Raw genomic sequence first — 25,619 nt, 5'->3', positions numbered from 1 at the left:
TAAAATAATGAATGAAAACACTTTCAAAATCATTTTGTTTCATTTAAAATATAAATAAAGAATTTTTTTTCTATGATAATGTAATTTTATGAAATATTTTTTACACTTTTCTTATTAAAGGAGTTTTTAATATGCAATTATCATCCCTATATTTAGGTGTAGACATTGGTACAACGAGTACAAAATCTGTCTTATTTGCTGAAGCTGGCAAAGTATTAAGCATGCATCATGTCGAATATCCGCTGCATAGCCCTGCACCAGCCATCGCAGAGCAAGATCCAGAGCAAATTTTTCAGGCTGTATTGGAAACAATGAAAACAGCTATTAAAAAAGCGAACGTCGATGCTAGTAAAATAAAATTAGTCTCCTTTAGTTCAGCGATGCACAGTGTTATTGCATTAGACGAAAAGGGAAAACCAATAACACGCTGTATTACTTGGGCCGACAGCCGTGCTTCCTCTTGGGCAAAAAAAATCAAAGAAGAGTACAATGGCTTGGAAATATACCGTAGAACAGGAACGCCAATTCACCCTATGACTCCTTTATCTAAGTTAACTTGGCTAAGAAATGATCAACCAGCTATTTTTACAAAGGCAGCTAAATTTATTGGCATTAAAGAATATATTTTCTATCGCTTATTTAACGAATTTGTAATTGATTATTCAATTGCTTCTGCAACAGGAATGTTTAATCTTGAGCACTTAACTTGGGATCAAGAAGCGTTAAAAGTTGCCGGCGTAACATCTGAGCAGTTGGCAAAGCCAGTTCCGACTACCCATTATTTAACAGGATTGAAGGATAAATATGCAGCGGAACTTGGAATTCCTGCTGAAACTCCATTTGTGGTTGGCGCAAGTGATGGCGTACTATCTAATCTTGGGGTAAATGCTATTGACCCTGGAGTTGTCGCTGTGACAATCGGTACAAGCGGGGCGATTCGTACTGTAACAGATAAACCAGTAACCGATCCTAAAGGAAGAATCTTTTGTTATTGCTTAACAGAAGATCTGTGGGTAGTTGGTGGATCTGTAAATAATGGTGGAATGACATTCCGCTGGGTTCGTGATGAATTAGCTTCCTCGGAAGTGGAAACGGCAAAGAGACTCGGAATTGATCCTTATGAAGTTTTAACAAAGATTGCTACTAGAGTTACACCTGGTGCGGACGGTTTATTATTCCATCCATATCTTGCTGGGGAAAGAGCACCTTTATGGAATGCCAATGCAAGAGGATCCTTCTTTGGACTAGGATTACATCATAAAAAAGAACATATGGTGAGAGCCGTATTAGAGGGAGTTATCTTAAATCTTTATACGGTGATGTTAGCCTTACAAGAAGTGATTGGAGCACCAAAGCAAATTCAAGCAACAGGTGGTTTTGCTCGTTCTGAACTTTGGAGACAAATGATGGCAGACATTTTTGATCAAGAAGTAGTCGTTCCAGAAAGCTTTGAAAGCTCTTGTCTTGGTGCCATCGTTTTAGGTATGTATGCACTTGGAGAAATTGATGATTTTTCGATTATGAAACAATTAGTTGGCAGTACATATTCCCATCAGCCAATCCAAGAAAATGTTGATATCTATCAGGATTTAACCGCTATTTATATCCGTATCTCTCGAGTATTGGAGAAAGAATATGATGCCATAGCATCCTTTCAGAATAAATGGGTTAAATAAGCACCACAAACATCTTGAGAAAATTACTTGCATATAAAGTTTTTCAGTCGTATTCAAACCAAACAATTATACGGTGCTGCCAATATCTCGTATAATTGTTTGGATTTTTTATGCCATTTCAGAAAGAAGGTTTGTGGATCATCCGCAATCTGTAATGTAACAAATTGGGCTTCGCTGCTAAATGAGAGATTTAATCTTTGCACCTTTTATTAGTTAGCCTGCTGCTATTGCTATGACCCAGTTTTTTTATTGGAAAGTTCAACCCAGAAAGGATATAGTCCGAGAACTAATAAGATAAAACCTATCAGAATAAATACAAGGACAAAGGAAGGTCCAAAAAGAAGATTGCTAAGCGGGCGTAAATGTGATTATTAAAATAGTTGCCATAATTGTTATCCTTCTTGTTCGAGAGGTAACATATTGCTTTTCCCCACAATGTGGACAAATCAGTTTATTATCTAATGTAAAGGAGTTTTTTAAAGTTCTCTTATAAGTCCATTTTTGATTACACTTCTGACAAGTTCTCATGTAGTTTCTCCTTCTTTTTCTGTAAGCTTACCATAGCCAAAAAACATTCCGATCCGTTTACATTGATTTTATTAAAAAAATCCTTTAGCATGTTTTAGCTGCTAAAGGATTTTCTTGTCATTCTATTTTGATTCTACACTATGTCCACCAAACTCATTTCGTAAGGACGCAACCACTTTTCCAGAGAAGGTATCTTCCTCTAACGAACGATAACGCATCATTAAAGATAAGGCTGTAACTGGCATAGCAGTTTGTAAATCTAAGGCTGTTTCTAGCGTCCATTTTCCTTCACCAGAGGAATGCATTACTCCTTTAATCCCTTCCAGCTTTGGATCCTTAGAAAAAGCACTTTGTGTTAATTCCATTAACCACGAACGAATGACAGAGCCGTTATTCCAAACCTTTGCTACTCCTTCATTATCAAAATCATACTCGCTTTTCTCCAACAGCTCAAATCCTTCTGCAATGGATTGCATCATGCCATACTCAATTCCATTATGAACCATTTTCAGAAAATGGCCGCTTCCAGATACTCCAGTATACATATAACCATTTTCCACACATAAATCCTTGAACAATCCTTCTACCTCATCAAATATTTCTTTATTGCCGCCAATCATCATACATGCACCATTTCGAGCTCCATCTACTCCGCCGCTTGTGCCAACATCTAAATAGAAAACTCCTAGCTCTTCTAAATCTATTCCTCTTCTTTTGGAATCTTTATAATGGGAATTCCCGCCATCGATAATAATATCCCCCGCTTCGACATACTTCTTTACTTCCCGTAAGACATTTTCCGTTACTTCTCCTGCTGGAACCATTAGCCAAATTACTCTTGGAGCTGGCAAATTTCTTACTAATTTTTCAATTGTATTAACTCCTGTTACATTTTTATTAGAAATTTCTTTTACAGCGCTTTCATTTATATCAAAAGCTGTTACACTATACTTATGGTCCACCATATTTAAAGCCAAGCTATAGCCCATTTTTCCTAAACCTATAAGACCGATGTTCATTCGTTACCTCTCCTTTTGAAAAAATATTTCTTTCTATATACAATTATATAGAAATTTTTTTCGAAAATATACCCCTTTGTAAATATTTTTTGAAAAAAAATATTTTAATAAGAAATTTTTTTTCAAGAGACTAATTGTGTTATACTACAACTATATTAATTTGGAAAGGATAGAAGTCAATGGCGCAAAATTGTCTTGGGAAAATTCGTTCCTATTACGCTAGACTAAGTGAAAAAGAAAAAAAAATCGCTGATTATATTCTTGTTAATCCAGAAAAAATCATTCATTCCACCATTAACGAATTAGCAGAGGATTTAGGAGTAGCAGATGCTACTGTTTTTCGTTTCTGTAAACGAATTGGGTTTAAAGGCTATCAAGCGATGAAAATAGCATTAGCATCAGAAGTAATTGAACCTATTCAGCAAATACATGAAGAAATTAATGAAAATGACAGTGTAAAAACCGTTACTGAAAAAGTATTTAAGTCGAATGTACGTACACTAGAAAATACATTAGAAATATTAAATGGTCATTCGATTCAAAAAGCAGTAGAATTTCTCTTACAGGCAAATCGGGTTGAATTTTATGGTACAGGTGGTTCAGCAGTTATCGCGATGGATGCTTTTCATAAATTTGTTCGAACCGGAATTAAAGCGTTTTCATTTGTCGACTCTCATTTTCAACTGATGTCCTCTTCTCAGCTTTCAGAGAAGGATGTTGCTGTAATCATTTCGCACTCTGGCACTAATAAAGATACTATTAACATAATGAAAACAGCCAAAAACAATGGTGCCAAAACAATCGGCATCACTGGGTATCCTAAATCACCAATCGGCCAGAATACAGATGTAGCACTGTTCACAAGCTCTGAGGAAACAGAATATCGTTCGGAAGCTTTATCATCAAGAATTGGTCAGCTTAGTTTAATAGATGCATTGTATGTTAATGTAATGATTTTAAATAAAAATGTTGCTAATCAGTCATTAGAAAGAATAAGGAATGCCATTTCTGATACACGAATTTAACGGCAGACAAACAATATTCCCTACTTCAGAGTTTCAGCAAACGCAACAAAGGAAGTTAATTATGGTTGTTCTTACCATCACTAACTTCCTTTATATATACGCTATAATAACTCCATATTAATAAAGGGAGTATCATAATCAAGCTTTCCTTTAATTTTTTTCAAGTTCAGCTTTTCTCCCTTTAAGAAAGATTCTAAATCGATGATAACAGGCATTCGATCACTCCCAAGCGCAAACCACGCTTTTCTTTCATTAGGCAGGTATGCTGCGGTGTGCAGTGTTCCAGACCAGGCATTATACTTGGTTGAAAATATCTCTTTATCTCTATCATTCAATATTCGAAAGGCCTCATACACATTTGAATGATTTCCCTGCTGCTTCTCAATATTCTGCTTTCTTTGTATAGATTCATCCATCTGATAGCGGTTTTCTTCTTTTAATATTTCAAAGTGATTCGTACTAATATTAGATTTTCTGGCAATAACCGAACGTGGTGTTGCTTCTACAACAAATGCCTCTCCACTAGGATCTAATAACACATAGCTAAAGGATGTTCGATGTGGTATTTCTTTTAATAAATCAATGGCCTCTTCTACATTTGCACAAGTTTCTAAAATCATTCGACCAATCATATTACAAATAAAACCATCCCCTGAACCAACTCGATTAATAAAGTTATAGCCCATTGCGAGACCTTTTTCATTTATCCCATCTATTCTTCCTGTTATCTGCATAGATGGACCGATTACTGCATATCCAGTATCAGTTGGCTGATAAATCATATAACGACCCTCATAGGAACCTGGATGACTATCATAGTTTCTAATTAAATACTGGGAGTCTGCTAAAATAGAACATCCACTTCTTCCATACTCTACATAATGACCGCCAAATTCTCGTAATGCATCCTCTGTTCTCCACTGAAGAGCGTCTGCTAATCCATTGATTTCTGCTAGCATTCCAGGAATAAATTTGTTTAAGAGCTGGATGGATTCTTTTTCATTTATGGTAAAATAACGTTTCCGCTTAGATGTCCAGTGCTTTATCCGATTAGGGAGAATGGGTGAATCCTTTAATAATTCTCCTTGCATATATCCAAAATCATAATGATTTCCGCGAAACTGGATGAAATCACTATATACTTGTTTCATTAACATTTCCCCTTTAATTGCTTCCCTATGGAGAGTTGAAGTATGCTCTATCTCTGTGAAAGGAAAAGACTTCTAGCAGTTCAACTGAATAGTTGAACTATTCGAGTTTTACAGACGTCCACCTTCCGCGCATTCACCATAAAAGGTGAGAGCTTTACTGTACATGAAGCAAAGGGGAATGACAAATAAATTGCTCGTGTAAATTTTTCTAAATTAAATAATATCACTTTGCTTTCCATAAACTCAGATTACTAAATAGTTGACAATGATTGATTTAATACAAAGTTGGGATAATGTACTCCAACCAAAAATAAACCTGAACAATTACACAGAAGTGCTAATAAATTACGCATAATTGTTCAGGTCTTAATTATTTTAGGAAAGAAGTTAGTGGTAATCACTCGTAGACGGATACACTTCGCTTGCTATGGGGTGAGCGCCAAGCCTCCTCGTCACTCGGTCTCAGACTTTCCTGCAACTCCTATAAGAGTCTTCGTATTAATCTCTTTTGAAAAAAACAACGCAACTAAGGGCTCTTAAAAAATCCCTTGGAACGGATTGGTTCACTACTAAATTAGAGAGTAACTTATCTATATTTAGTTTTTTCTCCTCCTCTTACTAACCGTTTTCAGCTGTCTTATTTCTAACACTCTTCTTCTTCCAATTATTTATTATCTTCTGTAAGTTCTAAAGATATCTTTTTTCTACTCAATTTTGTCGCAATAGGTATAAATATACTATTACCTACAAGAAACATAGTAACTCCTATTCCTATTATTAGCGAATAATAAATCGAAATTTGACCTGAATCTATTAATAGAATAACTGAGGTGAAAATTAGTCCTGCAACTATCCCCAACAATAAGCCTATCAATAGATAGAGATTGATTTGAGTTAATATGACCTTTTTAATTCCCTTTCGATCGATAGAAATTGTCCTTAAGATTGCGAACTCTTTTCTTTTAGAATAAATGTTGTTTCCTAGTGTACTAAATACTCCTACATTACACATATTAGAATCACAACCATAACACCAATAAAAATAGACCATCTTTGCAGGAACATCTTATTCGCTTTTTCAACAGACTGTTGGTATACATTGATCTGGAGTTCAGGATACTGCCGTTTGAGTGTTTCTAATGCTTGAACAGTTTGTTTCTCATTGTCAGAGCTAATGTACATCGCACTGAATTTTGTAAAATCATTTTTAAATTTTTTATTTTTCCAGTCAATATAAGCATCTGCATCAGTTAGATTATTTATTACCGCTCCTATTGTAAGTGTATCTACAAAATCGGTACTCTGCTTTTGATTCGAAAACAGGCCCATGTCAATAGAATCTCCTACTTTTAAACCATTCTCTTTTAAAAATCTTTCTGATACCACTATCAGGTTCTTACTATCGTCCTCCATTTTTGGAATAATTCCTTGTTGTTCCATCTTAATAAAATCCACCAAGGAATAATCAATAGCTTTTGTTCCCTCTTCATCCATTATCTCTGCTGAATTATTCGTACTTCGACTACTAACCTCGATGACACCACTTATTGTCTGAACCTTCTTTTTCAAATCTTCCTGCTCTATATTGGAGTCATACCCTAATCGACTCGTCAACACAATAGAGGTTGGATATTGTTCCTTTAAATAATTCTCTTCATTTTGTTGGATTGTTTTTAACATAACCGAGCCAAATACTGCTATAGTCATCATAGCACTGACCGTCAATATCACAAAAGTATTTTTTCTTACTTGTGGTACTAGATTTTTAATTGCAATATAAGAGACATTTCCAAGCGTCTTTTTAATTACTGGTAAGAACCATGTTAAGATAGTTCCAATATAAATAGGAAATAGGAGATAAATACTAATTAACAAAATTATGGCTCCTAGTAACACACTCGCTACTCCCATCATTGCTTTACCAATACATATTAATAAAAGGGCAATAAATAGAAGGGCAAAGCCAATAATTTTACGAATTTTTTTATAGCCGAAATCACGATTTTCATTTTGTTGGATTATTAAAATTGGCAATAATCTCGAACACTTATAAGCTGGAATTAGCATAAAAACCTGAATGATCATTCCACTTACGAATGCAACGATTAAACTTTCTATGTAGTTAAAACTCACCTTAGGTACATCAAATAAAAATATTGCCTCCAACCACGGCTTCATGTATTGGTGACTAATTAAAGCCAGTAAAAAACCTCCAATTGTTCCTGCTGCCGTAATAATGCTGCTTTGAATTAATATAATTTTAGATAGCTGTTTTGTTGTTGCCCCCATGGAGCGAAGAATCGCAAATTGGTTTTTATATTTATATAAAAATAATTCGAAATTAGAAATAATTAGCAGTGCTGTAATGATTAACATTAAAAAGGTTAAAGAGAAAATAAAAACCTTGAGGGATTGCACATTACTTTTTAAAAATTCATCTTCTTCTGCAATATCAATTCTTAAACCATTATCATATTTCCTTAATTCACTAGCAAGCAATAAAGTATCAGCTTGCTCATTCGCTTTGATTAAAACATAAGTTGCTTCTTTCGCTTCACCTGTCTCTTGTTTGACTAATTTTTGCACTGTTTGTTTAGTAAAAAGAAGTATATCTGGTGTAAGTCCACTTGCATTTAGGTCTTCTATAATTTCCGATACTATAAATTCATTATCCTCAATAGATACTTTTTGACCAATTTCTAGTCGCAATGTTTCAGCTAAGCTCTTATTCATGATAACTGAGTTTTCTTGAAGATTCTGTTTGAAGTGATATCTACTCTTTGCTAAATTATCATTTTCTACACCAACAGAATAAATTTCACCTTGTAATGCATCTACTTTTAAGTGAGTAATAATTACTGGAGATAGCATATCAATATCCTTATTCGATCGGAAGGAATTAATAAGGTCTTGATTTACACTTTTATTTAGCTTGGCTTCATATCCAACCGATAGATCCATCTCACCGTACATTTTCTGAACTTCTTCTCTTAACGAACGTTCTGCATTTGTTGCATAGGAGACCATAACAATTACTAAACAAACCGATAGAATAGTACTAAAGACAGAGGTCCATGTAATGAACTTATTGGTTTTAAAGAAACGCAAAGCTATTCCTCGCAATGTTTTCGTCATACCCTTGTCTCCAATAGTTTTCCGAACTTTTCTAATATATCATCTATCTTCTGATCTCCAGCCGATTTATATTCATTCACAATCTGTCCATCATGAAAAAAAAGAACACGGTCAGCATATGCTGCAACGTGCGGATCATGCGTAACAACTACTATGCTTTGTTTCAAAGTCTCTTTCATATTTACTAAGACCTGAAGTATCTCTTTTGAAGTGTTATAATCTAAATTTCCTGTTAGTTCATCTGCTAACACTATAGGTGGTGCTGTTATTAAGGCTCTTCCAATAGCAACACGTTGCTGTTGTCCACCTGACAATTGAACCGGCCGATGACTCTTCCAATTCGTAAGGCCAATAAACTGTAACATCTCTTTCACTTTTTCATCAATATGAGTCTTCTTATCTCCCTTTAAAACAAGTGGTAAAGCAATATTTTCTTCCACTGTTAAATCCTTCAAAAGGTGGAAAGATTGAAAGATAAATCCAATATTATTCCGACGATAAAAAGTTGCATTAGGTTCTTTGTAAATTTCTTTTTGGCTTTGTCCATATAATTGAATTTCTCCTTGATCAGGTATATCTAGAGCAGCCAATACATTTAACAAAGTACTTTTACCAGATCCACTTGTTCCCATAATAACAATCATTTCACCTTCATATAGTTTAAAAGAAACATTTTTTAATGCTTGTACCTCATAACCTGTACCTTTATAGATTTTTGAAAGATTACTAACAACTAGAACTGGATTAGTTACCAATCTGTTCCACCTCCACCGCTTTATTTTCCTCATTATACCAATTCGACTAAGATATGTACATTTTTAATAGAGTCCTTTTTTACTATTAATTCTTCAAATGTACCTCTCCTCTATAATCTTCCCTTTTATCAATACCTATAATTCTATCAGAATATTTAGTAGGTTCTAATCTAAGTGATATTTTATTAGTATGCTGATGAAAAAATGACTTTATCTAAAATGGACTATTAAAAGTTAGTTATAATTTACACCTTATTACAATCATAGAAGACTCCACCAGTACCTTCTCGATTACTTATACACAAAATTTGGTCTGTTTAAATACGGGCTTAAAGTTTCCTAGAGGCGAATAGAGCTTCTTTACTCCTACATAAAAATAGTAGGTGAACTTTTAAACAATTAAATCTAAAATCAAGACGCCTGCAAATGCAATGAATGCTAATATCGTTTCTAATACTGTCCATGTTTTGAAGGTTTCTTCGACTGTTAGTCCTAAATATTCCTTTACCATCCAGAACCCGGCATCATTTACATGGGAGAACATCAAGGAACCAGCACCAGTTGCAATCACTAATAGTTCCACATTTACGCCAGACATCCCTGCGATGATTGGTGACACTATTCCTGCTGCTGTCGTTAAGGCTACTGTTGCAGAACCAGTTGCTATCCGGATCAATCCTGCAATCATAAAAGCTAATACAAGTGGGGATAATGATAAACTCTCTGACATTGTTCCAATTGTATCGCCTACTCCACTATCAATTAACACTTGTTTGAATGCACCGCCAGCACCGATAATTAGTAAAATGGAACCGACTGGCAAGAAACAATCTTCTGTAAACTTTTTGATACTCTCTTTATCCATTCCTTGACGCATACCAAGGAAATAAAAAGCGAAAAATACAGCAATTAATAACGATAATAACGGACTTCCAACAAAGGCAAGTACATTTCTTACGCCTTCTGAGAAAATCGTCAAGTAAGGGGCAGCGGTTCCAATGATCATTAAAATAACAGGTAATAAGATAGATAGGAAGGATACGCCTGTACTTGGCAATTTCTCTTCTGCTATAGGCTCTGCCGTAATAAGTGTTGAATCTCCTTTAGGAAAAACACGGCTATTGATCCACTTTGCAAATAATGGTCCCCCGATAATCCCTGCAGGTAATGCAATAATCAAGGAGTATAATAAGACCCTGCCTAAATTAGCATCAAAAATACCTATAGCAGCAATTGCTCCAGGATGTGGCGGAACCAGTCCATGTACAATGGATAATCCCGCAATACCAGGTAATGCAATCAATAAAATATTTTTCTTTGTTGCCTTTTGAATGGAAATAACCAACGGCAATAATATTAAAATACCAACCTCAAAAAATACTGGAATTCCAATGATAAACCCCGAGAAAAACATGGCCCAAGGTAATTTCTTTTCTCCAAAAACGTTTACAAAAAAATTTGCAATTCTTAAGCCTGCTCCTGATTCAGAGAGCATTTTTCCTAAAATTGTACCTAATGCCAATATACCAACTAAGTGACCTAATACGCCACCTACCCCTGTCTCATAAGCGCTTACAATCTTATCAAAAGATAGTCCTGAAAAAACTGCTAAAAATAAACTCGCCACTGTTAAACTAATAAAAGCGTGCCACTTAAAAAGGGAAACTCCAACAATAACAATGACAATGGAAAGTAATGCAATAATCAATAAATAGGCATCCATATTATTACCACCTTTTCTCTTAGGTTTGAAAGTGTTTTCATTTGATAATATTATACGAAAAAATTTTTCTTTTATCAATATTATATTAAAGAAAATTTTTTATTCATGCAGTTAAAGAAAAATTTAATTCAATACACAAACTGTAATATATATTGCCATTAATCTTTTTTGAAGAATTTAATTAAATGTAAAACCATTTCCCCTTCTATTACGTCTATATTAATAAAGCATTATCTTTTATTTTCAAGTAAGGAGTTAACAACATGAAACGCTTAAAATGGAGAAATATTTTCATACTTTTTATTTGCCTCACTCTTTTAGTATTTATTTTCAAATTTTTCGATAGTGACAAAAAACAGGCTGCTGAACCCTCAGAAAAACAGCCAGAGGTCAAAATACAATATGATCAAAATTATAAGACAATTGAAATAAACTCATATACTAAAGATGAAAAGCATGGAGGCTACTGGACCAGCTATCCAATCCTTCCAGATGAAGAAATCACTGCTGCATTGAAAAAATATATTACAAGCAAAATTACCGAATATGATAAACGAATTCAGAAATCAAATGTTCCGGTTACGCAGGAAACTTCCTTACATATTTCCTACACGATTACGCATTACAGCAAACAAACAATCTCGATTCTTTTTGAGACGTTTGAATATATTACAGGACCTAAAGGGAATTTGACAACAGAAAGTTTAACATTTGATTTACAGACACATAAACAGCTTTCATTAAAAGACATTTTCCAAGAAAAAAGCAATTATCTATTTCTCCTTTCAAAAATCAGTTATGGCGAATTAATAAAGGATAAAGACCTAGCAACAGACAAAGCGTTAGTAAAACAAGGAACTTCACCAAATGAAAATAACTTTCAACACTTTGCGATTCTAAATGATTCTATCCTTTTTTATTTTCCTTCTAACCAAATTGCTGCAGAAAAACTAGGTGTTCAAGAACTTGCCATCAAAAAAGATATCTTACAAGATAAATTACTAGCAATCTATCAAGAGGAAGAGAAAAATAAAAATTTACTTGCAGAAGCAAAACCGAAAAAATTGGCTACCGAATTACCAGAAGGAGCGAAAATTGATCCATCAAAAAAAGTCATTGCTTTAACATTCGATGATGGTCCAAGTAATAAACCAACAAAAAAAATTCTCAAAGCATTAAAGAAATATAATGGCCATGCTACGTTTTTTGTTCTTGGTGAGCGGGTTCAATATTATCCAAACATCCTTCAGGAAACGATTGAGAACGGGCATGAAATAGGGAATCACTCATGGAATCATCCGCTTCTCACTAAAATGAATAAGAAGAGAGCCTTAAAGGAATTTCAAGATACAGATAATTTAATAAAAAAAGTAACAGGAATGGAACCTACCCTTATTCGCCCGCCCTATGGAGCCATTCAGCCTGAACTAAAAAAAGAACTAGATAAAGAGATTGTGCTTTGGACCATTGATCCAGAAGACTGGAAACATCCATCGAAAAAGAAAATTGTTGATAAAGTTATGAAAGCAGCGAGTGATGAAAGCATTATTCTTATGCATGATATATATGAAAAAAGCGCTGATGCAGCAGTGGAAATCATTGAAAAGCTAACGAAAGAAGGGTATCAACTTGTAACTATTTCTCAATTAAGGGCCGTACAGGAGGAGAGAAATAGTAAATAAAAATGTAATAGATTTTTTGTTTTATAATAAAATCAATCTTTGTAAGCACCAAAATTTTTGGTGCTTTTTTCTTTATAACCAGGAAACAACTATCTATTTATCAAACTTCACATAAGATAAATTAAAAATAAAGGAGGCAAACATATGCAGCCAACCATTATCACTGGGCTAGATGGCGTAATTTATCAAAACTTCCCCCAGCCGACATATGGAGCATGGAACCAACAACTTCTTGGAAAGGAAAACTCTTATTACTATCTGATTGGTGGACAAATGTATTATATTGCTCCAAGGCCACAAGGAACTCAAGCTTATTACCCTTACTTAGGTCCAAATGTACCGTTAAATAGAGGACCATGGTATTGATATTTTCCGCATCTACCAGTTGCTTAAAAAATGCTGTTTATTATGTATTTGGTTAGCAGGACTATTCAAATTAATAAAATTTTGAAGTACGTTTACAAAGAAAAAAGCTTCTCTAATGAGAAGCTTTTTTCTACGTTCCTTTATAATGACCTGTACTGGGTTCGAACCAGTGACCCCTTGCCTGTCAAGCAAGTGCTCTCCCACTGAGCTAACAAGTCATGATTATAGATTATTATTACCTGCATCTTTTAAAATTCTGCTTCTGTCCTTATCATACCATGTCCTCTCTCCACATTCTAGGAAAATATAGAAAAAGTGATGGTCTGCCATCACTTTTCCATAATTATTGAATTCCCTCCAGTAACTGGTCTAATTGATTCGTAATCCTTGCTTCTGAATCGATATCTAAAACATAGTTTTGATTGTCTTGCTTCGCAATTTGATTATCTGTTACATAAGCTCCAGTTAATAAATTCGTAGCACCTAGGTTTGCTAATACAGGCTTTAAAGCATAATCCATTACTAATAGATGGGCAATAGTTCCTCCTAGCATCAGCGGAAGAATTGCCTTATTTCGAAGACTCTTTTGTGGCAATAAATCAAGAAAAGTCTTAATAATTCCGGAATAAGACGCCTGAAATACAGGTGATAATACAATGACACCATTACTTTGTTCTACTTTCTGTCTTGCCTCTATTATATCCTTGTTCATAAAATCTGCTGTAATTAAGGCCTCACTTGGTAATTGATGAACTTGAATAATATGAACACCCACATTCTTCTTTCCTAAATAATCTACCGCAAATTGTAAAATACCTGTTAATCGTGAGTCTATTTTATGTCCACCAGCTATGATGGTTACCGTTGTCATGAAAGCCTCTCCTTTATAATAAATTCCCATTATAAAAACGATGTTTTTTATTTATCCATTATTCTAACACGAAAAAGAAGAACCGTGCTGAAATGGTGATTTCTAAATTAAATGCAATATTTATTACTTTCCATATAAATATGTTCACAATTCCGTCATATTCTTTTGTACATATTGTGAATTAAATCACAATCTCACTTTTTTCTTAAGAGTATTTGATATATTTAACTTGTAAATAATAAAAACAAAAAAAGAAGGGATGATTTTTATGTTTATGAGTTTTTTAAGAGAAAATAAAGTCGCAGCTGGGCTTTTAACCATTATACGTTTGGTGCTAGGTTATTCTTGGTTTACTTCTGGATTTGGTAAATTAACTGGCGGAGGATTTGACGCTTCTGGATTTTTAACAAATGCCGTTACTAATCCAGTTACAGGACCAGACGGAACCGCGGTTTATGGATGGTATACAAGTTTTGTCGAAGGATTTGCTTTACCAAATGTTGGACTATTTAATGTGCTCGTACCAATTGGGGAGGTATTAGTTGGTCTTGGGTTAATTTTAGGTTGTTTAACAACGGCAGCAGCATTCTTTGGTGTCATTATGAATTTCTGTTTCTTGCTTGCAGGCACCATCTCTCATAACCCAACAGATATCTTAATGGGCATGATCATTATGTTTGCTGGAGCAAATGCAGGTTACTACGGATTAGATCGATGGGTATTACCATATATCAGAAAAACAATCTTTAAAAAAGAAGATCATAATGCAGAATTTACAAAAAAACCTCGTTTAACATAAATAGAAAGTTGCTAGGAAATTTAAGCGGATGACCTGTAAGAAAAAAACCGAACAATTATACGATTTCCCTTAACATTTACGTATAATTGTTCGGTTTTATATTTAGTGAAAATAATTATCTCACGGCCTCTTCCTCTCTCTTATCATTCATTAATTAAACAAACCCTATCCTCTTTTAGACTTTTTTGACAGTCAATAATCCGTTGATTGCAGCTTCCTTTAAATAATAAACTTAAATCTTTTTGTTCTAGCACAAACCGACCATCTACTAAAACATCTACATACATACTTAGTTGGGTAAATTCATCAGATTGGGCTGCTCTCAATTCTTCCCAAAGAAATCCAGTATAACACCAAATATTTTTATTTAATTGTTTACATTCCTTAGCTAATTGCTTAAGCTCTGTTATTTGTAGCATGGGCTCGCCGCCACTAAAGGTAATATCGTTTAAGGGATTTTGCTTTACTTTCCTCATTATTTCGTCAATCGACATTTCTGTTCCGCCATTTATTTTCCAACTTTCTGGATTATGGCATCCTCTACAATAATGCGTACACCCTGCAAAAAAGATAGTAGTTCGCAAACCTGGACCATCTACTATGCTGTCTTCCACAATCGATAACACTCTCATCGATGTTTGACCCTTTCCCGTTCTTCTGCCCGTTTTGCATTATTCCACCGATTAAGTGATCCAACAAGATAACCAGTTATTCTCCGAATCCTTTCAATCTGGTTCTCATTTTCCTCCCCACAATTTGGGCATTCATTATCGATTATTCCTTTATGTCCACAAGTCATGCATCGATCCACTGGATGATTAATGCTTCCGTAGCCAATCCCTGCCTCTTTCATCGTCCGTACGATTATTTCTATAGCGTCTACATTCTTACTGGCATCGCCGTCCAATTCTACATACGTAATATGACCAGCATTTGTTAACGCATGAAACGGTGCTTCGCGCTGAATTTTTTCATGAATAGAAATGGGAAAATAAACGGGAATATGAAAACTATTCGTAAAGTATTCTCTATCTGTCACCCCTTTAATAATCCCAAATTTCTTTCGAGCAGCTCTTAATGCTTTTCCAGCGAAGGATTCTGCTGGAGTTGCAAGAAGAGAGAAGTTTAGCTGATATTTTTCCAAGGCTTTGTCTGCCTTTTGGCGCATAAACTGAACAATACGTAAACCAATTTCATACGCCTTTTCACTTTCTCCATGATGGACACCAAGCAAGGATACTAGGCATTCCGCTAAACCAACAAACCCAATCGATAATGTACCTTGCTTCAGAAGTTCTTCTAGTGGATCATCCACATTCAGTTCTTCTCCGCCTTGCCAAACACCTTGTCCATATAAAAACTTGAAATTCGCTACTTTTTTCTTTCCTTGATAATAAAATCTTTCAAGGAGTTGATCAATAACCAAGTCGATCGTTTCATCCAGTTTGCGGAAAAATGATTCTACCGTCGTTGACTCTAAAGCCAATAAAGGAAGATTAACACTTGTGAAAGATAAATTCCCTCTTCCTATTGTTTGTTCACTTCCATGGATATTTCCCATCACTCTAGTGCGACACCCCATTGTGGCGACTTCTGATTGAGGAGTGCCATTATAATAAGCTAAATTAAATGGGGCATCTATAAAAACAAAATTGGGAAATAATCGTTTACTTGTCGTCTCCATCGCTAAGCGGAATAAATCATAATTGGGGTCATTCTTTTGATAATTAATTCCGTCTTTTACTTTAAATACGATAATTGGAAAAATGGGCGTTTCTCCTGCCCCAAGTCCTGCTTGGGTTGCCAATAATAAATTCTTTGTCACCATTCTTCCTTCTACTGATTGATCTGTTCCTATATTTACAGAAACAAATGGCGTCTGTCCACCGCCGCGGGAGTGCATGCTGTTGCAATTATGTATAAATGCCTCACAAGCTTGATAGGTTTCTCTTTCTGTCCATTCCCAGGCCTTTTTCTCTAGTTCCTCCTTTTTTTGAATTACCTCCTTTAATCGTTCTTTATTTTTTCTATATGTTTTCTGTATATATGGCGCAAGATCATAGTCTAACATAGGGATGGATTGTCCGCCATGCTGCTGATTTTGATTAGCTTGCAAAATAATTGAAGTAAGAGCCATTGCACTCATAATTGATTTTGGTTCTCTCATATATCCATGACCAGTATTAAAACCGTTTTTTAAGATTTTGGCCAACGGGATTTGACAGCATGTTGTAGTACCAGAAGAATAAAAGTCTAGATCATGAATATGAATATATCCTTCTTCATGTGATTGTTTTACCTTTTCCGATAATAAATGTTCCATTGTATAATATTTAGAAGCTGTCGCAGCAAATTGCATCATATGACTCATCGGCGACATTCCATCTACATTTGCATTTTCTTGGATAAAGTCTTGATTGTTGCTGTTAATTATTTCTACAAATTGATTTAATAGTTGAACTTCATTACTCATTTAATTCACTCCATTCTAAAGGAATCCTTATCCATTATAATAGAACGAATCATCATTTCACTATATATTGTGTTTATTTCACAAAAAATACACAATATATAGAAATACAAACATAGAAAAATTCCTATCGCTCTAGCTTTATACTATTCACAAAGTGCTTTTATTGATAAACTAATTGTAAAATCATCCGTAATAAAGGAAGGATAACTATGACAACAAAAGGGACAATTAAAGAGGAAACTATCTTTAGTAAAGAATTAGGAGAAGAAGTGACTTTATTAATCTATCTCCCACCAGCATTTTCTCCTCTTTATAAATATCATTTACTTATTGCACAAGATGGGAAAGATTATTTTCAATTTGGCCGAATCGGCAGAGTAGCTGATGAATTACATGGCAATCATCAAATTGCGGATACCATTATTGTTGGAATCCCCTATTCCTCTGTTCATGATCGTCGCAGGAAATATCATCCTGATGGCGCACAGAATAAAGCATATATTCGTTTCTTAGCGCATGAACTTGTTCCCTATTTAGATAAACAGTTTCCCACCTTCCAAATGGGAATGGGACGTGGACTCATTGGCGATTCATTAGGGGCAACTGTATCATTCATGACCGCTTTAAAATATCCGCATACTTTTGGAAAAATTATGTTGCAATCCCCTTTAGTAAATGATGGCGTCTTTGATGCTGTTCATAAATTCGATTCTTTTCATTTACTAGAAATAGATCATATTATCGGTATAGGGGAAACAGCTGTAAAAACAACCATCAACACAACAGAGGATTTTCTGACTCCTAACCGAGAATTATCTCATGTTTTGCAAACAACAAATGCTGATTATTCATATGAAGAATTTAATGGGGATCATACATGGAAATATTGGCAGCCTTATATTGCAAAAATGCTCCTGAAAATGTTTCCTTCTTAAAAAAGGGCATTCGATTGACTGTTTTTATTACCTAACGGAGTATCTCGTTAACCATTAGGATTTTTTCTGAAATCTTTGAACTTAAATGACTAATTTTGTTATAATATCTTACATATAGAACATTGAAATCGTAATAATAGATAGTCTATCTTCTATATCTTTGTACACTCTTTTATTTTGAAATGGAGGTTCGTCGAATGAAATACGGTATTGCTATTTTCCCTGGTAAGGATTTGCAGGATTTAGCTAATTCACTTCGAAAAAGATATGACCCGAAATACGCTTTAATTCCCCCACATATCACGTTAATTGGTGATTTTGAAGCTAATAATGAGGAAATTGAAGAAGTAAGTAAAAAACTAGCAACGATTGCAAGTCATTATCATTCTATTCCCATTAAAGTGACAAAGGTCAGTTCTTTTAAACCCGTAAGCAATGTTGTTTATTTAAAGATTGAACCAAGTACAGACTTAGAACATCTTCACCAAGAACTAATCAGTACATTGGGTGTTAGTCCAGAGCATCCATTTGTGCCGCATATTACACTTGGGCAGGATTTATCGAGTGATGAACATTTAGACTTATACAGTAATTTACGCATGCAAAACTATCATTTTGAAGAAACAGCGGATCGTTTCCATTTGCTATATGAATTGGAAAATGGCTCTTGGACAGTCTATGAAACATTCCGTTTAGGAAAGGAATAGTGGAAAGTGGAAGTAGTTATCGTTAAAACAGATAAAGAGTTAAAAGATGCCTTTTATGTTCGTCAAACTGTTTTTGTACAGGAGCAGAATGTACCAATAGAAGAAGAAATAGATGCATATGAAGAGGATAGCGTTCATTTTGTCCTCTATGATGACGACAAAAAACCTATTGGTGCTGGACGTTACCGGACATTTGATGAATACGGAAAGGTAGAAAGAATCTGCATCCTCTCCACTAATCGAAAAGGTGGAGCTGGAAAAGCCGTTATGAATAAAATCGAGGAATATGCCTTAAATAATGGGGCTCCTGCCTTAAAACTGAATGCCCAAACACAGGCAATTCCCTTTTATAGCAAACTAGGATATGAAGTCATCTCGGATGAATTCCTAGATGCTGGTATTCCACATAAAACGATGATTAAGCATTTATAAAATTTTAAGGCTGCCCAATGGTTGAAAGCACAGCTTACCTTTAAAGCTTGTGATTATCCGCCATAGAGCTGCCTTTTTTGTTTCCGCAATTATCGAAAACAGAGGTTTGAGGTTTAATTTTCCTCCATCTGCCTACAATAGATGGAGGAAAGGGTGAGTTGAATTGGAATTCACACATATATTTAGCGAACTAATTATCGGCTATATTTTATTGCTGCTTTTAACAAAAGTATTAGGAAAAACACAAATCACGCAAATTACTACCTTTGACTTTGTTTCTGTTTTAGTACTAGGAGAGCTTGTCGGAAATGCTATGTATGATACAGAGACAGGAATAAAAGAAATAATGTACTCTATTCTTGTTTGGGGAGGATTAATTTACATAACAGAATTCATCACCCAAAAGTTTCGGAAAACCAGACAACTTTTAGAAGGAAAACCATCCATTGTTATCAATAAAGGCAAGATTGATTTTAAGGAATTACAGAAAAATCATTTGGATATTAACCAATTACAACATTTACTTCGTGCAAAAGATGTTTTTTCAATAGCAGAATGTGCTTATGCGATTTTAGAAACAGATGGGACGATAAGTGTACTCAAGAAATCAGCATACAGGAATCCCACAAAGCAAGATATGAATTTATCGTTGGAAATCACAGCTCTTCCAATAAGTGTTATTCTTGATGGCGAAATCATCAAAGAAAATTTACCTCGAATCGGTTGGAATGAAGAGCAATTAATGCAAGAATTGAAAAAACAAAATGTTCAATCTCCAAAAGATATCCTCTATGCCGAATGGCAGGAAGGATCGCCTTTATATGTGCAAAGCTACCAAATGAATTAAAGCAATTTAGATTTGTGCATGAAAATAAGTGCCTTTTCCAGTTAGTTCTGCAATTAACTTCTCATTGGCTACTTGTTCTTCATGCCTTTGTTTCTTCTGGTAAGACGTCTGAGAAGGATACTTTAACTCTAGATTGTTAGAAAAATTAACGATTTTAGCCGCTGGATAAATCTCTTCTTTCTTATAATTCCGTGTTTTGCTTACAATGTCTCTGACCGCGTACTGCTCGGCTTGATAATGAGAAATTGGCAGAATATATCCCATCAGAATCTGTCCCTTCTAGTTTATTATTTTATCCTTTTCCCTTCTTTTCCAAAAAGCAAACCCCTTTTCTACTCTTTAAACAATCATCTGTTTTTGATATGATAGATATTATTTCAAACTTATGTACAGCTACAGATTTATTAATAGATTCGAGGTTTCCTATGTTAACAGCTTTTTATTATGATAGACTTATTTCCTTAAATACCATTGACAGACAAGAATTACAGAAAATTTATGAAGCTGGCAAAAATGGATTTCTCGCATGCTCTGTATGTGGAGAAGCAGTAAAACTTTATTTAGGGTTAAAAAGTACTCCCTATTTTTATCACTATTCAGCTAAACAGCCCTGTATGACAGAAGCATCTGCTGTTGCACAGGAACAAGCTGCTATGACTGAAACCGATTATGAAGAAAGAAATGGGTTCCGGATTCCTAAGAGTAGAAATATTTCCAAAGACCATACAGAAATTACTCCTTTTAAACCGCCTATGTCTATAAAGGCGATTACCCATACATCTGATGTCGCTGCTAGTCAACCAGTTACTTTTCCAAAAGAATCTTATTTAAATACACTGAAACAAAACGGCTATTCTCTTGATATTACACAAAGTGAGGCTGTCGCAATAGATGATGGCCCCATTCTAGTTCTTGCAGGGGCCGGAAGTGGGAAAACCCGAGTGTTAACAATGAGAGCAGCTTATCTCATACAGGAGAAAAAGGTAAATCCGTCAACCATCATGCTCGTTACCTTCACAAATAAAGCCGCAAATGAAATGAAGGAAAGACTCTTGCACTATCCAATGATGAATAAAGGGATTGTGCAAAAAATTGTTTCTGGGACTTTTCATAGCATTCTCTACCAAATTTTAATTTTTCATGAACGGGAGAAATGGCAGCGAAATAAATTATTAAGCAGTAATTGGCAGCGAGAGCTTTTGTTAAAGGAAATTGCCCGTGAAAGGCAAATAGATGAAAAAGACTTCCCTTTCGATGCAGCTCTTCAATTAATCGGTGCATGGAAAAATAGTATGCTTCTTCCCCATGAAATAGAGCCTCTTAATGACTGGGAAAAGAAAGTTGCCCAGCTATATAGTGGATATGAAACAAAAAAAATACAGCGAAATTTATATGACTTTGATGATATGCTTCTGGGCGGCTATCATTTCTTTCTTGAAAATCCAGCTATTTTAGAAACCTATCAAAAGCGTTTTACTCATTTCTTATTAGATGAATTTCAAGACATCAATAAAGTTCAGTACGAATGGATGAAGCTAATGGCAAGGTCAGCTCATTCTATCTATGCAGTAGGAGATGATGATCAATCTATCTATTCTTTTCGTGGTAGTGATCCAAAATACCTTTTAGATTTTGAAAAAGATTATCCAAATGCTAAAACGATTATTCTTGATTATAATTACCGCTCTTCCCAAGAAATTGTATCCATCGCTAAATCTACAATCAGTAAAAATACGAAGAGACGAGCAAAAAAAATGATAACTGGCTATTCTGGCCAAACTCCCATTGCCTTCTATCCTTATGATGAGGAAGAAGAAGCTACGATGATTTTGACCGATATTCAGGAGAAAATAAAGACAGGCTATGAACCGAAGGATTTTGCGATTCTCTTTCGAACTAATACAAATAGCCGTGCCATGTTTGAGCGATTAGCTTCTTCCAGTCTGCCATTTCGTTTAGAACAAGAGGCAGGTTCTTTCTATCAAAGGTTTATTGTGAAAAGTATGATGGCTTATTTAAAGCTCATTCATGATCCAGATGACCAGCAAGCAGTTGCTGATATTCTCCCGAGCCTATTCTTAAAAAAAACGGTATTACAGGATATTAAAGCAATAAGTATATTAGAAGATTGCAGCTTTTTAGATTGCCTAGTTTTTATTAAAACAGGATTCGCTTTTCAAGAAAGCAGATTGAAAAAGATTCCAGAAATAGTAAAACGATTAATTCGTTATTCTCCTCTAGATGCTATTAATTATATTGAAAAGGAATTAGGCTTTCAGGAATTTATAAAAAAACGGGGAAACGAAGGAAATCAATGGGATAAAGGCTCTGATGATATTCGCGATTTAAAGGTTGTTGCACGTAAGTTCCAATCGATTAAAGAATTTGTTCAATATACAGACCATATGACTGCCATGAATGAAGAATTACGAAAGCAATATCGAAACGAAGATAATGTAATCACATTAAGCACGATTCATCGCGCCAAAGGTTTAGAATATAAAACAGTCTACATTGTTGGTACGGTTGATGGTTCCATTCCCCATGACTTTGCATTAGAATCGATCCGCAATAATAACTTCATGCCGATAGAAGAAGAACGTCGCCTTCTCTATGTTGCGATGACAAGGGCCCAACAAGAACTATATTTATCGATTCCTATGTATTTAAGAGGAAAAAAAGCAAAGGCTTCGCGTTTTTTATCACCCTTGACTATGGTTGCTATTAATGCAGCTGAAAAGAATCGACTATTATAATAGAATCAGTAATTCAAGCCTTACTGAGATACATTCTTACAAGAATCATTTAACAGGAAAAAATAGGGTAACTATATCGTCAATTCGAGTAGCTACCCTTTTTCATTTTTACTTCTTGTTAATCATTTTAGATAATGTATTAAAATCAAGCTGTTTGCCATCTTTAATAATTGATTCAACAATCTTATCTTCTGTTTGCTTAGGAACAGATTTTCCAGCAATTTGTGATACTCTGCGAATGACACTTCTTACTGTTTTTTCATCTTTAAAATTAGCATTTTGTAAGGAATTCGCTAGTTCTAAAATATCCTTCATATTAACGCCAGTTTTAGACTCAATGTTTTTAAAGAAATTATTGTTCATACCTGTGTTTCCTCCTTCGATGAGCTACTTTATATTCTATGAAGGAAAGAATAAAAGGTGAAAACTCAAGAAAAAGAAAACAAAAAATGAACAAAGCGCTTAAATAAAATGGAAAGGAGCTCTCTTTGCAAGAGAACTCCTTTTCCCAATGACTAAATGAATTAGCTGTAGAAGCTAGCTCCTACGATAATTAAAAGGATAAATAAAACAACGATTAATGCAAAAGAAGAAATTCCATATCCTCCTCCGCCATAGCCGCCGCCATAGCCATATCCGCCATAACACATTCCTGCATCACCTCGCTTCTCCTTGTACTCCTTAACAGAATATGGGGAATTGAAGTTTATGTGTAGGCAAGCTACTATTAACGAATAGAATGTACGATTGTCACAGAGTTAATCATTTATTTCTCCGTTTAAGCAACACTTTTCCGTGTCTGCTTTTCTTTTATAAGATATACTGCATTATCCTTTAGGTTTAAACAGTAGTGCTCCTATAAAGCCAAATACGATTGCTGCTGATATTCCAGAGCTTGTCACTTCAAACATACCTGTTAGTACACCGATAATGCCATGCTTTTCAGCTTCTTGCATCGCCCCATGTACTAAGGCATTCCCAAAGCTTGAAATTGGTATTGTCGCACCTGCTCCTGCAAAGTCAGCAAACGGCTCGTATAGTCCAAATCCATCTAAAACTGCACCAGCCACAACTAATGTTGTTAATGTATGTGCAGGCGTGAGCTTTGCAACATCAAACATAAGCTGACCAATGACACAAATTATACCACCAATCACAAAGGCCCAAAAAAACATTGGAAGCATAATAGATTCCTCCTTCTTTCTTTTATAAATAAGCATTCTACAGAGAAAAAGCACTGCTTAAATTTCGATTGATACAGCATGCGCGATACAAGGTATTGTTTCCCCTTGTTGAACGGTAAGCGGTGAGAGAAGCGCACCAGTGGCGACACAAAGGATTCTTTTATACATACCTTTCTTCATTCCATTTAATAAATGCCCGTACATTACTGTTGCGGAACAACCTGCACCGCTGCCTCCAGATTGTACAGGCTGGTCATTTGTATATATTAACAAGCCACAATCTTTCATTATCTTTTCATCAATTGTTAACCCTTTTTCCTTTAAAAGGGCTATTACCGTTTCTCTGCCGATTTTTCCTAAATCGCCTGTTACAATTAAATCATAATAAGAAGGATCTAATTGTAAATCTTGGAAGTGAGCAAGGATAGTATCAGCAGCTGCTGGAGCCATTGCCCCACCCATATTAAAAGGATCTGCTAATCCCATATCTACGACTTTCCCTATTGTTGCAGAGGTTGTGTAGGGAAGTCGCTCATCTGACTGATTCTTCGTAATTAAAGCAACACCGGCACCTGTTACGGTCCATTGAGCAGTCGGCGGTTTTTGGCCACCATATTCTGTTGGATAACGAAACTGTTTTTCGACTGCTGCGTTATGACTAGAAGCACCTGTTAATACATTATTAGCTCCTTGATAATTCACCATAAAGGAAGCAAGTGCTAAACCCTCCATAGACGTGGAGCAAGCACCAAATAATCCGAAATAAGGGATTTGCAAATCTCTTGCAGCAAAACTGGAAGGTGTAATTTGGTTGATTAAATCACCTGCTAAAAAGAACTGGATATCTTCTCGCTTGAGTTCTCCTTTTTTCATGGCTGTTTGTGCTGCTTCTTCCAATAAAATGCGATGAGCCTGTTCATACGAGGTTTTTCCCATCCATAAATCATCATGTAATACGTCAAAATCAGCAGCTAATCTTCCATTTGCTTCAAAAGGACCGCCTGATACTCCGGTAGATTTTATTACTGGATGATTTTGAAATACCCAGGACTGTTTTCCCTGAAGCATTAGAATCCCCCCGTCATCATAATAAATAGTGTTTTTATAAGAGCAACTACAAATGCCGAAAAAACACCGAACAATATAACCGAACCAGCTAGCTTAAAAATATTTCCTCCGACTCCTAGCACAAATCCCTCTGTGCGATGTTCAATTGCGGCAGAAATAATGCTATTACCAAATCCTGATACTGGAACTGCGCTCCCAGCACCAGCAAACTGGCCTAACCGGTCATAAACTCCAAATCCAGTCAATAACATCGAAAGAAATATAATGGTAGCAGAAGTTGGATTTCCCGATGTTTGTTCCGTAAAATGAAAGAAATATATATAGAAGTAAGAAATAAATTGACCAATCATACAAATAAATCCACCTACAAAAAATGCTTTAATGCAGTTCTTAAGAACAGGTCGTTTCGTTTCAAATTTTTGCTCGAATTTTTCATATTGCTGCTGCTGTGGTGTCTTGTTTTTTTTCTTACTATCCGCCACCTTTT

The 25,619-nt window shown here is 35.1% G+C and carries 25 protein-coding genes, 1 tRNA gene and 1 pseudogene; 10 read left to right on the top strand and 17 right to left on the bottom strand.

The window, feature by feature from the left end; genetic code table 11:
* The first annotated feature begins 131 nt into the window (after positions 1–131).
* Positions 132–1,676: a gluconokinase gene (gene gntK, locus MHH96_RS12210; protein WP_047942404.1), complete on the top strand. Its 1,545-nt coding sequence runs from the start codon at positions 132–134 to the stop codon at positions 1,674–1,676.
* Positions 1,677–2,024: 348 nt separating this feature from the next.
* Here the strand turns inward: gntK and MHH96_RS25635 are convergent, their stop codons facing one another.
* The gene (locus MHH96_RS25635) at positions 2,025–2,204 is read right to left on the bottom strand and encodes a TIGR04104 family putative zinc finger protein (protein WP_445668996.1); all 180 of its coding nucleotides are present in this window, start codon (positions 2,202–2,204) and stop codon (positions 2,025–2,027) included.
* Positions 2,205–2,326: 122 nt separating this feature from the next.
* A complete protein-coding gene (gene gnd / locus MHH96_RS12205; RefSeq protein WP_047942405.1) occupies positions 2,327–3,223 on the bottom strand; it encodes a phosphogluconate dehydrogenase (NAD(+)-dependent, decarboxylating) in 897 nt (298 codons plus the stop codon).
* Between the two features lie 179 nt (positions 3,224–3,402).
* Between gnd and MHH96_RS12200 the strand changes: the two genes are divergently transcribed.
* Positions 3,403–4,248, top strand: a complete 846-nt coding sequence (locus MHH96_RS12200) for a MurR/RpiR family transcriptional regulator (protein WP_047942406.1) — start codon at positions 3,403–3,405, stop codon at positions 4,246–4,248.
* Between the two features lie 101 nt (positions 4,249–4,349).
* On the opposite strand, the gene MHH96_RS12195 is transcribed toward MHH96_RS12200, so the two are convergent.
* From MHH96_RS12195 to MHH96_RS12180, 5 genes are all read right to left on the bottom strand, one after another.
* Positions 4,350–5,399, bottom strand: a complete 1,050-nt coding sequence (locus MHH96_RS12195) for a C45 family autoproteolytic acyltransferase/hydolase (RefSeq protein WP_144544531.1) — start codon at positions 5,397–5,399, stop codon at positions 4,350–4,352.
* Between the two features lie 664 nt (positions 5,400–6,063).
* A complete protein-coding gene (locus MHH96_RS25630; RefSeq protein WP_445668995.1) occupies positions 6,064–6,411 on the bottom strand; it encodes an FtsX-like permease family protein in 348 nt (115 codons plus the stop codon).
* Positions 6,399–8,534: an ABC transporter permease gene (locus tag MHH96_RS12190; RefSeq protein ID WP_341117434.1), complete on the bottom strand. Its 2,136-nt coding sequence runs from the start codon at positions 8,532–8,534 to the stop codon at positions 6,399–6,401. Before MHH96_RS12190 ends, MHH96_RS25630 begins: the two co-directional genes overlap by 13 nt.
* The gene (locus MHH96_RS12185) at positions 8,531–9,289 is read right to left on the bottom strand and encodes an ABC transporter ATP-binding protein (RefSeq protein WP_251688783.1); all 759 of its coding nucleotides are present in this window, start codon (positions 9,287–9,289) and stop codon (positions 8,531–8,533) included. Before MHH96_RS12185 ends, MHH96_RS12190 begins: the two co-directional genes overlap by 4 nt.
* A gap of 391 nt (positions 9,290–9,680) precedes the next feature.
* Positions 9,681–11,012, bottom strand: a complete 1,332-nt coding sequence (locus MHH96_RS12180; protein WP_144544533.1) for a GntT/GntP/DsdX family permease — start codon at positions 11,010–11,012, stop codon at positions 9,681–9,683.
* Between the two features lie 263 nt (positions 11,013–11,275).
* Between MHH96_RS12180 and MHH96_RS12175 the strand changes: the two genes are divergently transcribed.
* Together MHH96_RS12175 and MHH96_RS12170 are read left to right on the top strand one after the other, a co-directional pair.
* Positions 11,276–12,694, top strand: coding sequence for a polysaccharide deacetylase family protein (locus MHH96_RS12175; protein WP_061797419.1), 1,419 nt, complete (start codon positions 11,276–11,278; stop codon positions 12,692–12,694).
* A 144-nt stretch (positions 12,695–12,838) separates the two neighbouring features.
* A complete protein-coding gene (locus tag MHH96_RS12170; RefSeq protein WP_047942409.1) occupies positions 12,839–13,060 on the top strand; it encodes a hypothetical protein in 222 nt (73 codons plus the stop codon).
* Between the two features lie 146 nt (positions 13,061–13,206).
* Here MHH96_RS12170 and MHH96_RS12165 read toward each other — a convergent pair.
* Positions 13,207–13,278 (bottom strand) — tRNA-Val (locus MHH96_RS12165).
* 125 nt (positions 13,279–13,403) lie between these two features.
* On the bottom strand, positions 13,404–13,931 hold the full coding sequence (gene ssuE, locus MHH96_RS12160) for an NADPH-dependent FMN reductase (RefSeq protein ID WP_047942410.1): 528 nt from the start codon (positions 13,929–13,931) through the stop codon (positions 13,404–13,406).
* Between the two features lie 268 nt (positions 13,932–14,199).
* Between ssuE and MHH96_RS12155 the strand changes: the two genes are divergently transcribed.
* A complete protein-coding gene (locus MHH96_RS12155; protein ID WP_047942411.1) occupies positions 14,200–14,730 on the top strand; it encodes a DoxX family protein in 531 nt (176 codons plus the stop codon).
* A 143-nt stretch (positions 14,731–14,873) separates the two neighbouring features.
* On the opposite strand, the gene nrdG is transcribed toward MHH96_RS12155, so the two are convergent.
* Complete coding sequence (nrdG, locus tag MHH96_RS12150) at positions 14,874–15,362, bottom strand: anaerobic ribonucleoside-triphosphate reductase activating protein (RefSeq protein ID WP_047942412.1); 489 nt, start codon at positions 15,360–15,362, stop codon at positions 14,874–14,876.
* Complete coding sequence (locus MHH96_RS12145) at positions 15,359–17,203, bottom strand: anaerobic ribonucleoside triphosphate reductase (protein WP_341117423.1); 1,845 nt, start codon at positions 17,201–17,203, stop codon at positions 15,359–15,361. Before MHH96_RS12145 ends, nrdG begins: the two co-directional genes overlap by 4 nt.
* A gap of 209 nt (positions 17,204–17,412) precedes the next feature.
* On the opposite strand from MHH96_RS12145, the gene MHH96_RS12140 reads away from it, so the two are divergent.
* The 4 genes from MHH96_RS12140 (at position 17,413) to MHH96_RS12125 (ending at position 20,124) form a co-directional block, all read left to right on the top strand.
* On the top strand, positions 17,413–18,138 hold the full coding sequence (locus MHH96_RS12140) for an alpha/beta hydrolase (RefSeq protein ID WP_047942415.1): 726 nt from the start codon (positions 17,413–17,415) through the stop codon (positions 18,136–18,138).
* A gap of 197 nt (positions 18,139–18,335) precedes the next feature.
* On the top strand, positions 18,336–18,845 hold the full coding sequence (locus MHH96_RS12135) for a YjcG family protein (protein ID WP_047942416.1): 510 nt from the start codon (positions 18,336–18,338) through the stop codon (positions 18,843–18,845).
* 6 nt (positions 18,846–18,851) lie between these two features.
* Complete coding sequence (locus MHH96_RS12130; protein ID WP_047942417.1) at positions 18,852–19,277, top strand: GNAT family N-acetyltransferase; 426 nt, start codon at positions 18,852–18,854, stop codon at positions 19,275–19,277.
* Positions 19,278–19,440: 163 nt separating this feature from the next.
* Positions 19,441–20,124 (top strand): YetF domain-containing protein, encoded by a 684-nt coding sequence (locus MHH96_RS12125; protein WP_047942418.1) that lies wholly within the window; start codon positions 19,441–19,443, stop codon positions 20,122–20,124.
* Between the two features lie 6 nt (positions 20,125–20,130).
* Here the strand turns inward: MHH96_RS12125 and MHH96_RS12120 are convergent, their stop codons facing one another.
* Positions 20,131–20,388 (bottom strand): hypothetical protein, encoded by a 258-nt coding sequence (locus MHH96_RS12120; RefSeq protein WP_047942419.1) that lies wholly within the window; start codon positions 20,386–20,388, stop codon positions 20,131–20,133.
* 161 nt (positions 20,389–20,549) lie between these two features.
* Here MHH96_RS12120 and MHH96_RS12115 point away from each other — a divergent pair, with 161 nt between their 5' ends.
* Positions 20,550–22,880, top strand: coding sequence for an ATP-dependent helicase (locus MHH96_RS12115; protein ID WP_341117418.1), 2,331 nt, complete (start codon positions 20,550–20,552; stop codon positions 22,878–22,880).
* Between the two features lie 108 nt (positions 22,881–22,988).
* On the opposite strand, the gene MHH96_RS12110 is transcribed toward MHH96_RS12115, so the two are convergent.
* The 5 genes and pseudogenes from MHH96_RS12110 to spoVAC form a co-directional block, all read right to left on the bottom strand.
* Positions 22,989–23,243, bottom strand: a complete 255-nt coding sequence (locus MHH96_RS12110) for a stage VI sporulation protein F (RefSeq protein WP_047942421.1) — start codon at positions 23,241–23,243, stop codon at positions 22,989–22,991.
* Positions 23,244–23,404: 161 nt separating this feature from the next.
* Positions 23,405–23,488 (bottom strand): annotated as a pseudogene (locus tag MHH96_RS12105) (YjcZ family sporulation protein); the annotation flags it as partial.
* Positions 23,489–23,707: 219 nt separating this feature from the next.
* A complete protein-coding gene (gene spoVAE, locus MHH96_RS12100; protein ID WP_095258848.1) occupies positions 23,708–24,064 on the bottom strand; it encodes a stage V sporulation protein AE in 357 nt (118 codons plus the stop codon).
* A 57-nt stretch (positions 24,065–24,121) separates the two neighbouring features.
* Positions 24,122–25,132: a stage V sporulation protein AD gene (gene spoVAD, locus MHH96_RS12095; protein WP_144545286.1), complete on the bottom strand. Its 1,011-nt coding sequence runs from the start codon at positions 25,130–25,132 to the stop codon at positions 24,122–24,124.
* A complete protein-coding gene (gene spoVAC, locus MHH96_RS12090; protein ID WP_047942425.1) occupies positions 25,132–25,614 on the bottom strand; it encodes a stage V sporulation protein AC in 483 nt (160 codons plus the stop codon). The genes spoVAD and spoVAC overlap by 1 nt, the downstream gene beginning before the upstream one ends.
* Positions 25,615–25,619: the final 5 nt, after the last annotated feature.

The organism is Niallia sp. FSL K6-0212, from assembly GCF_038007605.1.
Taxonomy (GTDB): Bacteria; Bacillota; Bacilli; order Bacillales; family Cytobacillaceae; genus Niallia; species Niallia circulans.
The sequence above is the reverse complement of the archived record's forward strand: the minus strand, read 5'-3'. Positions and strand labels throughout refer to the sequence as shown.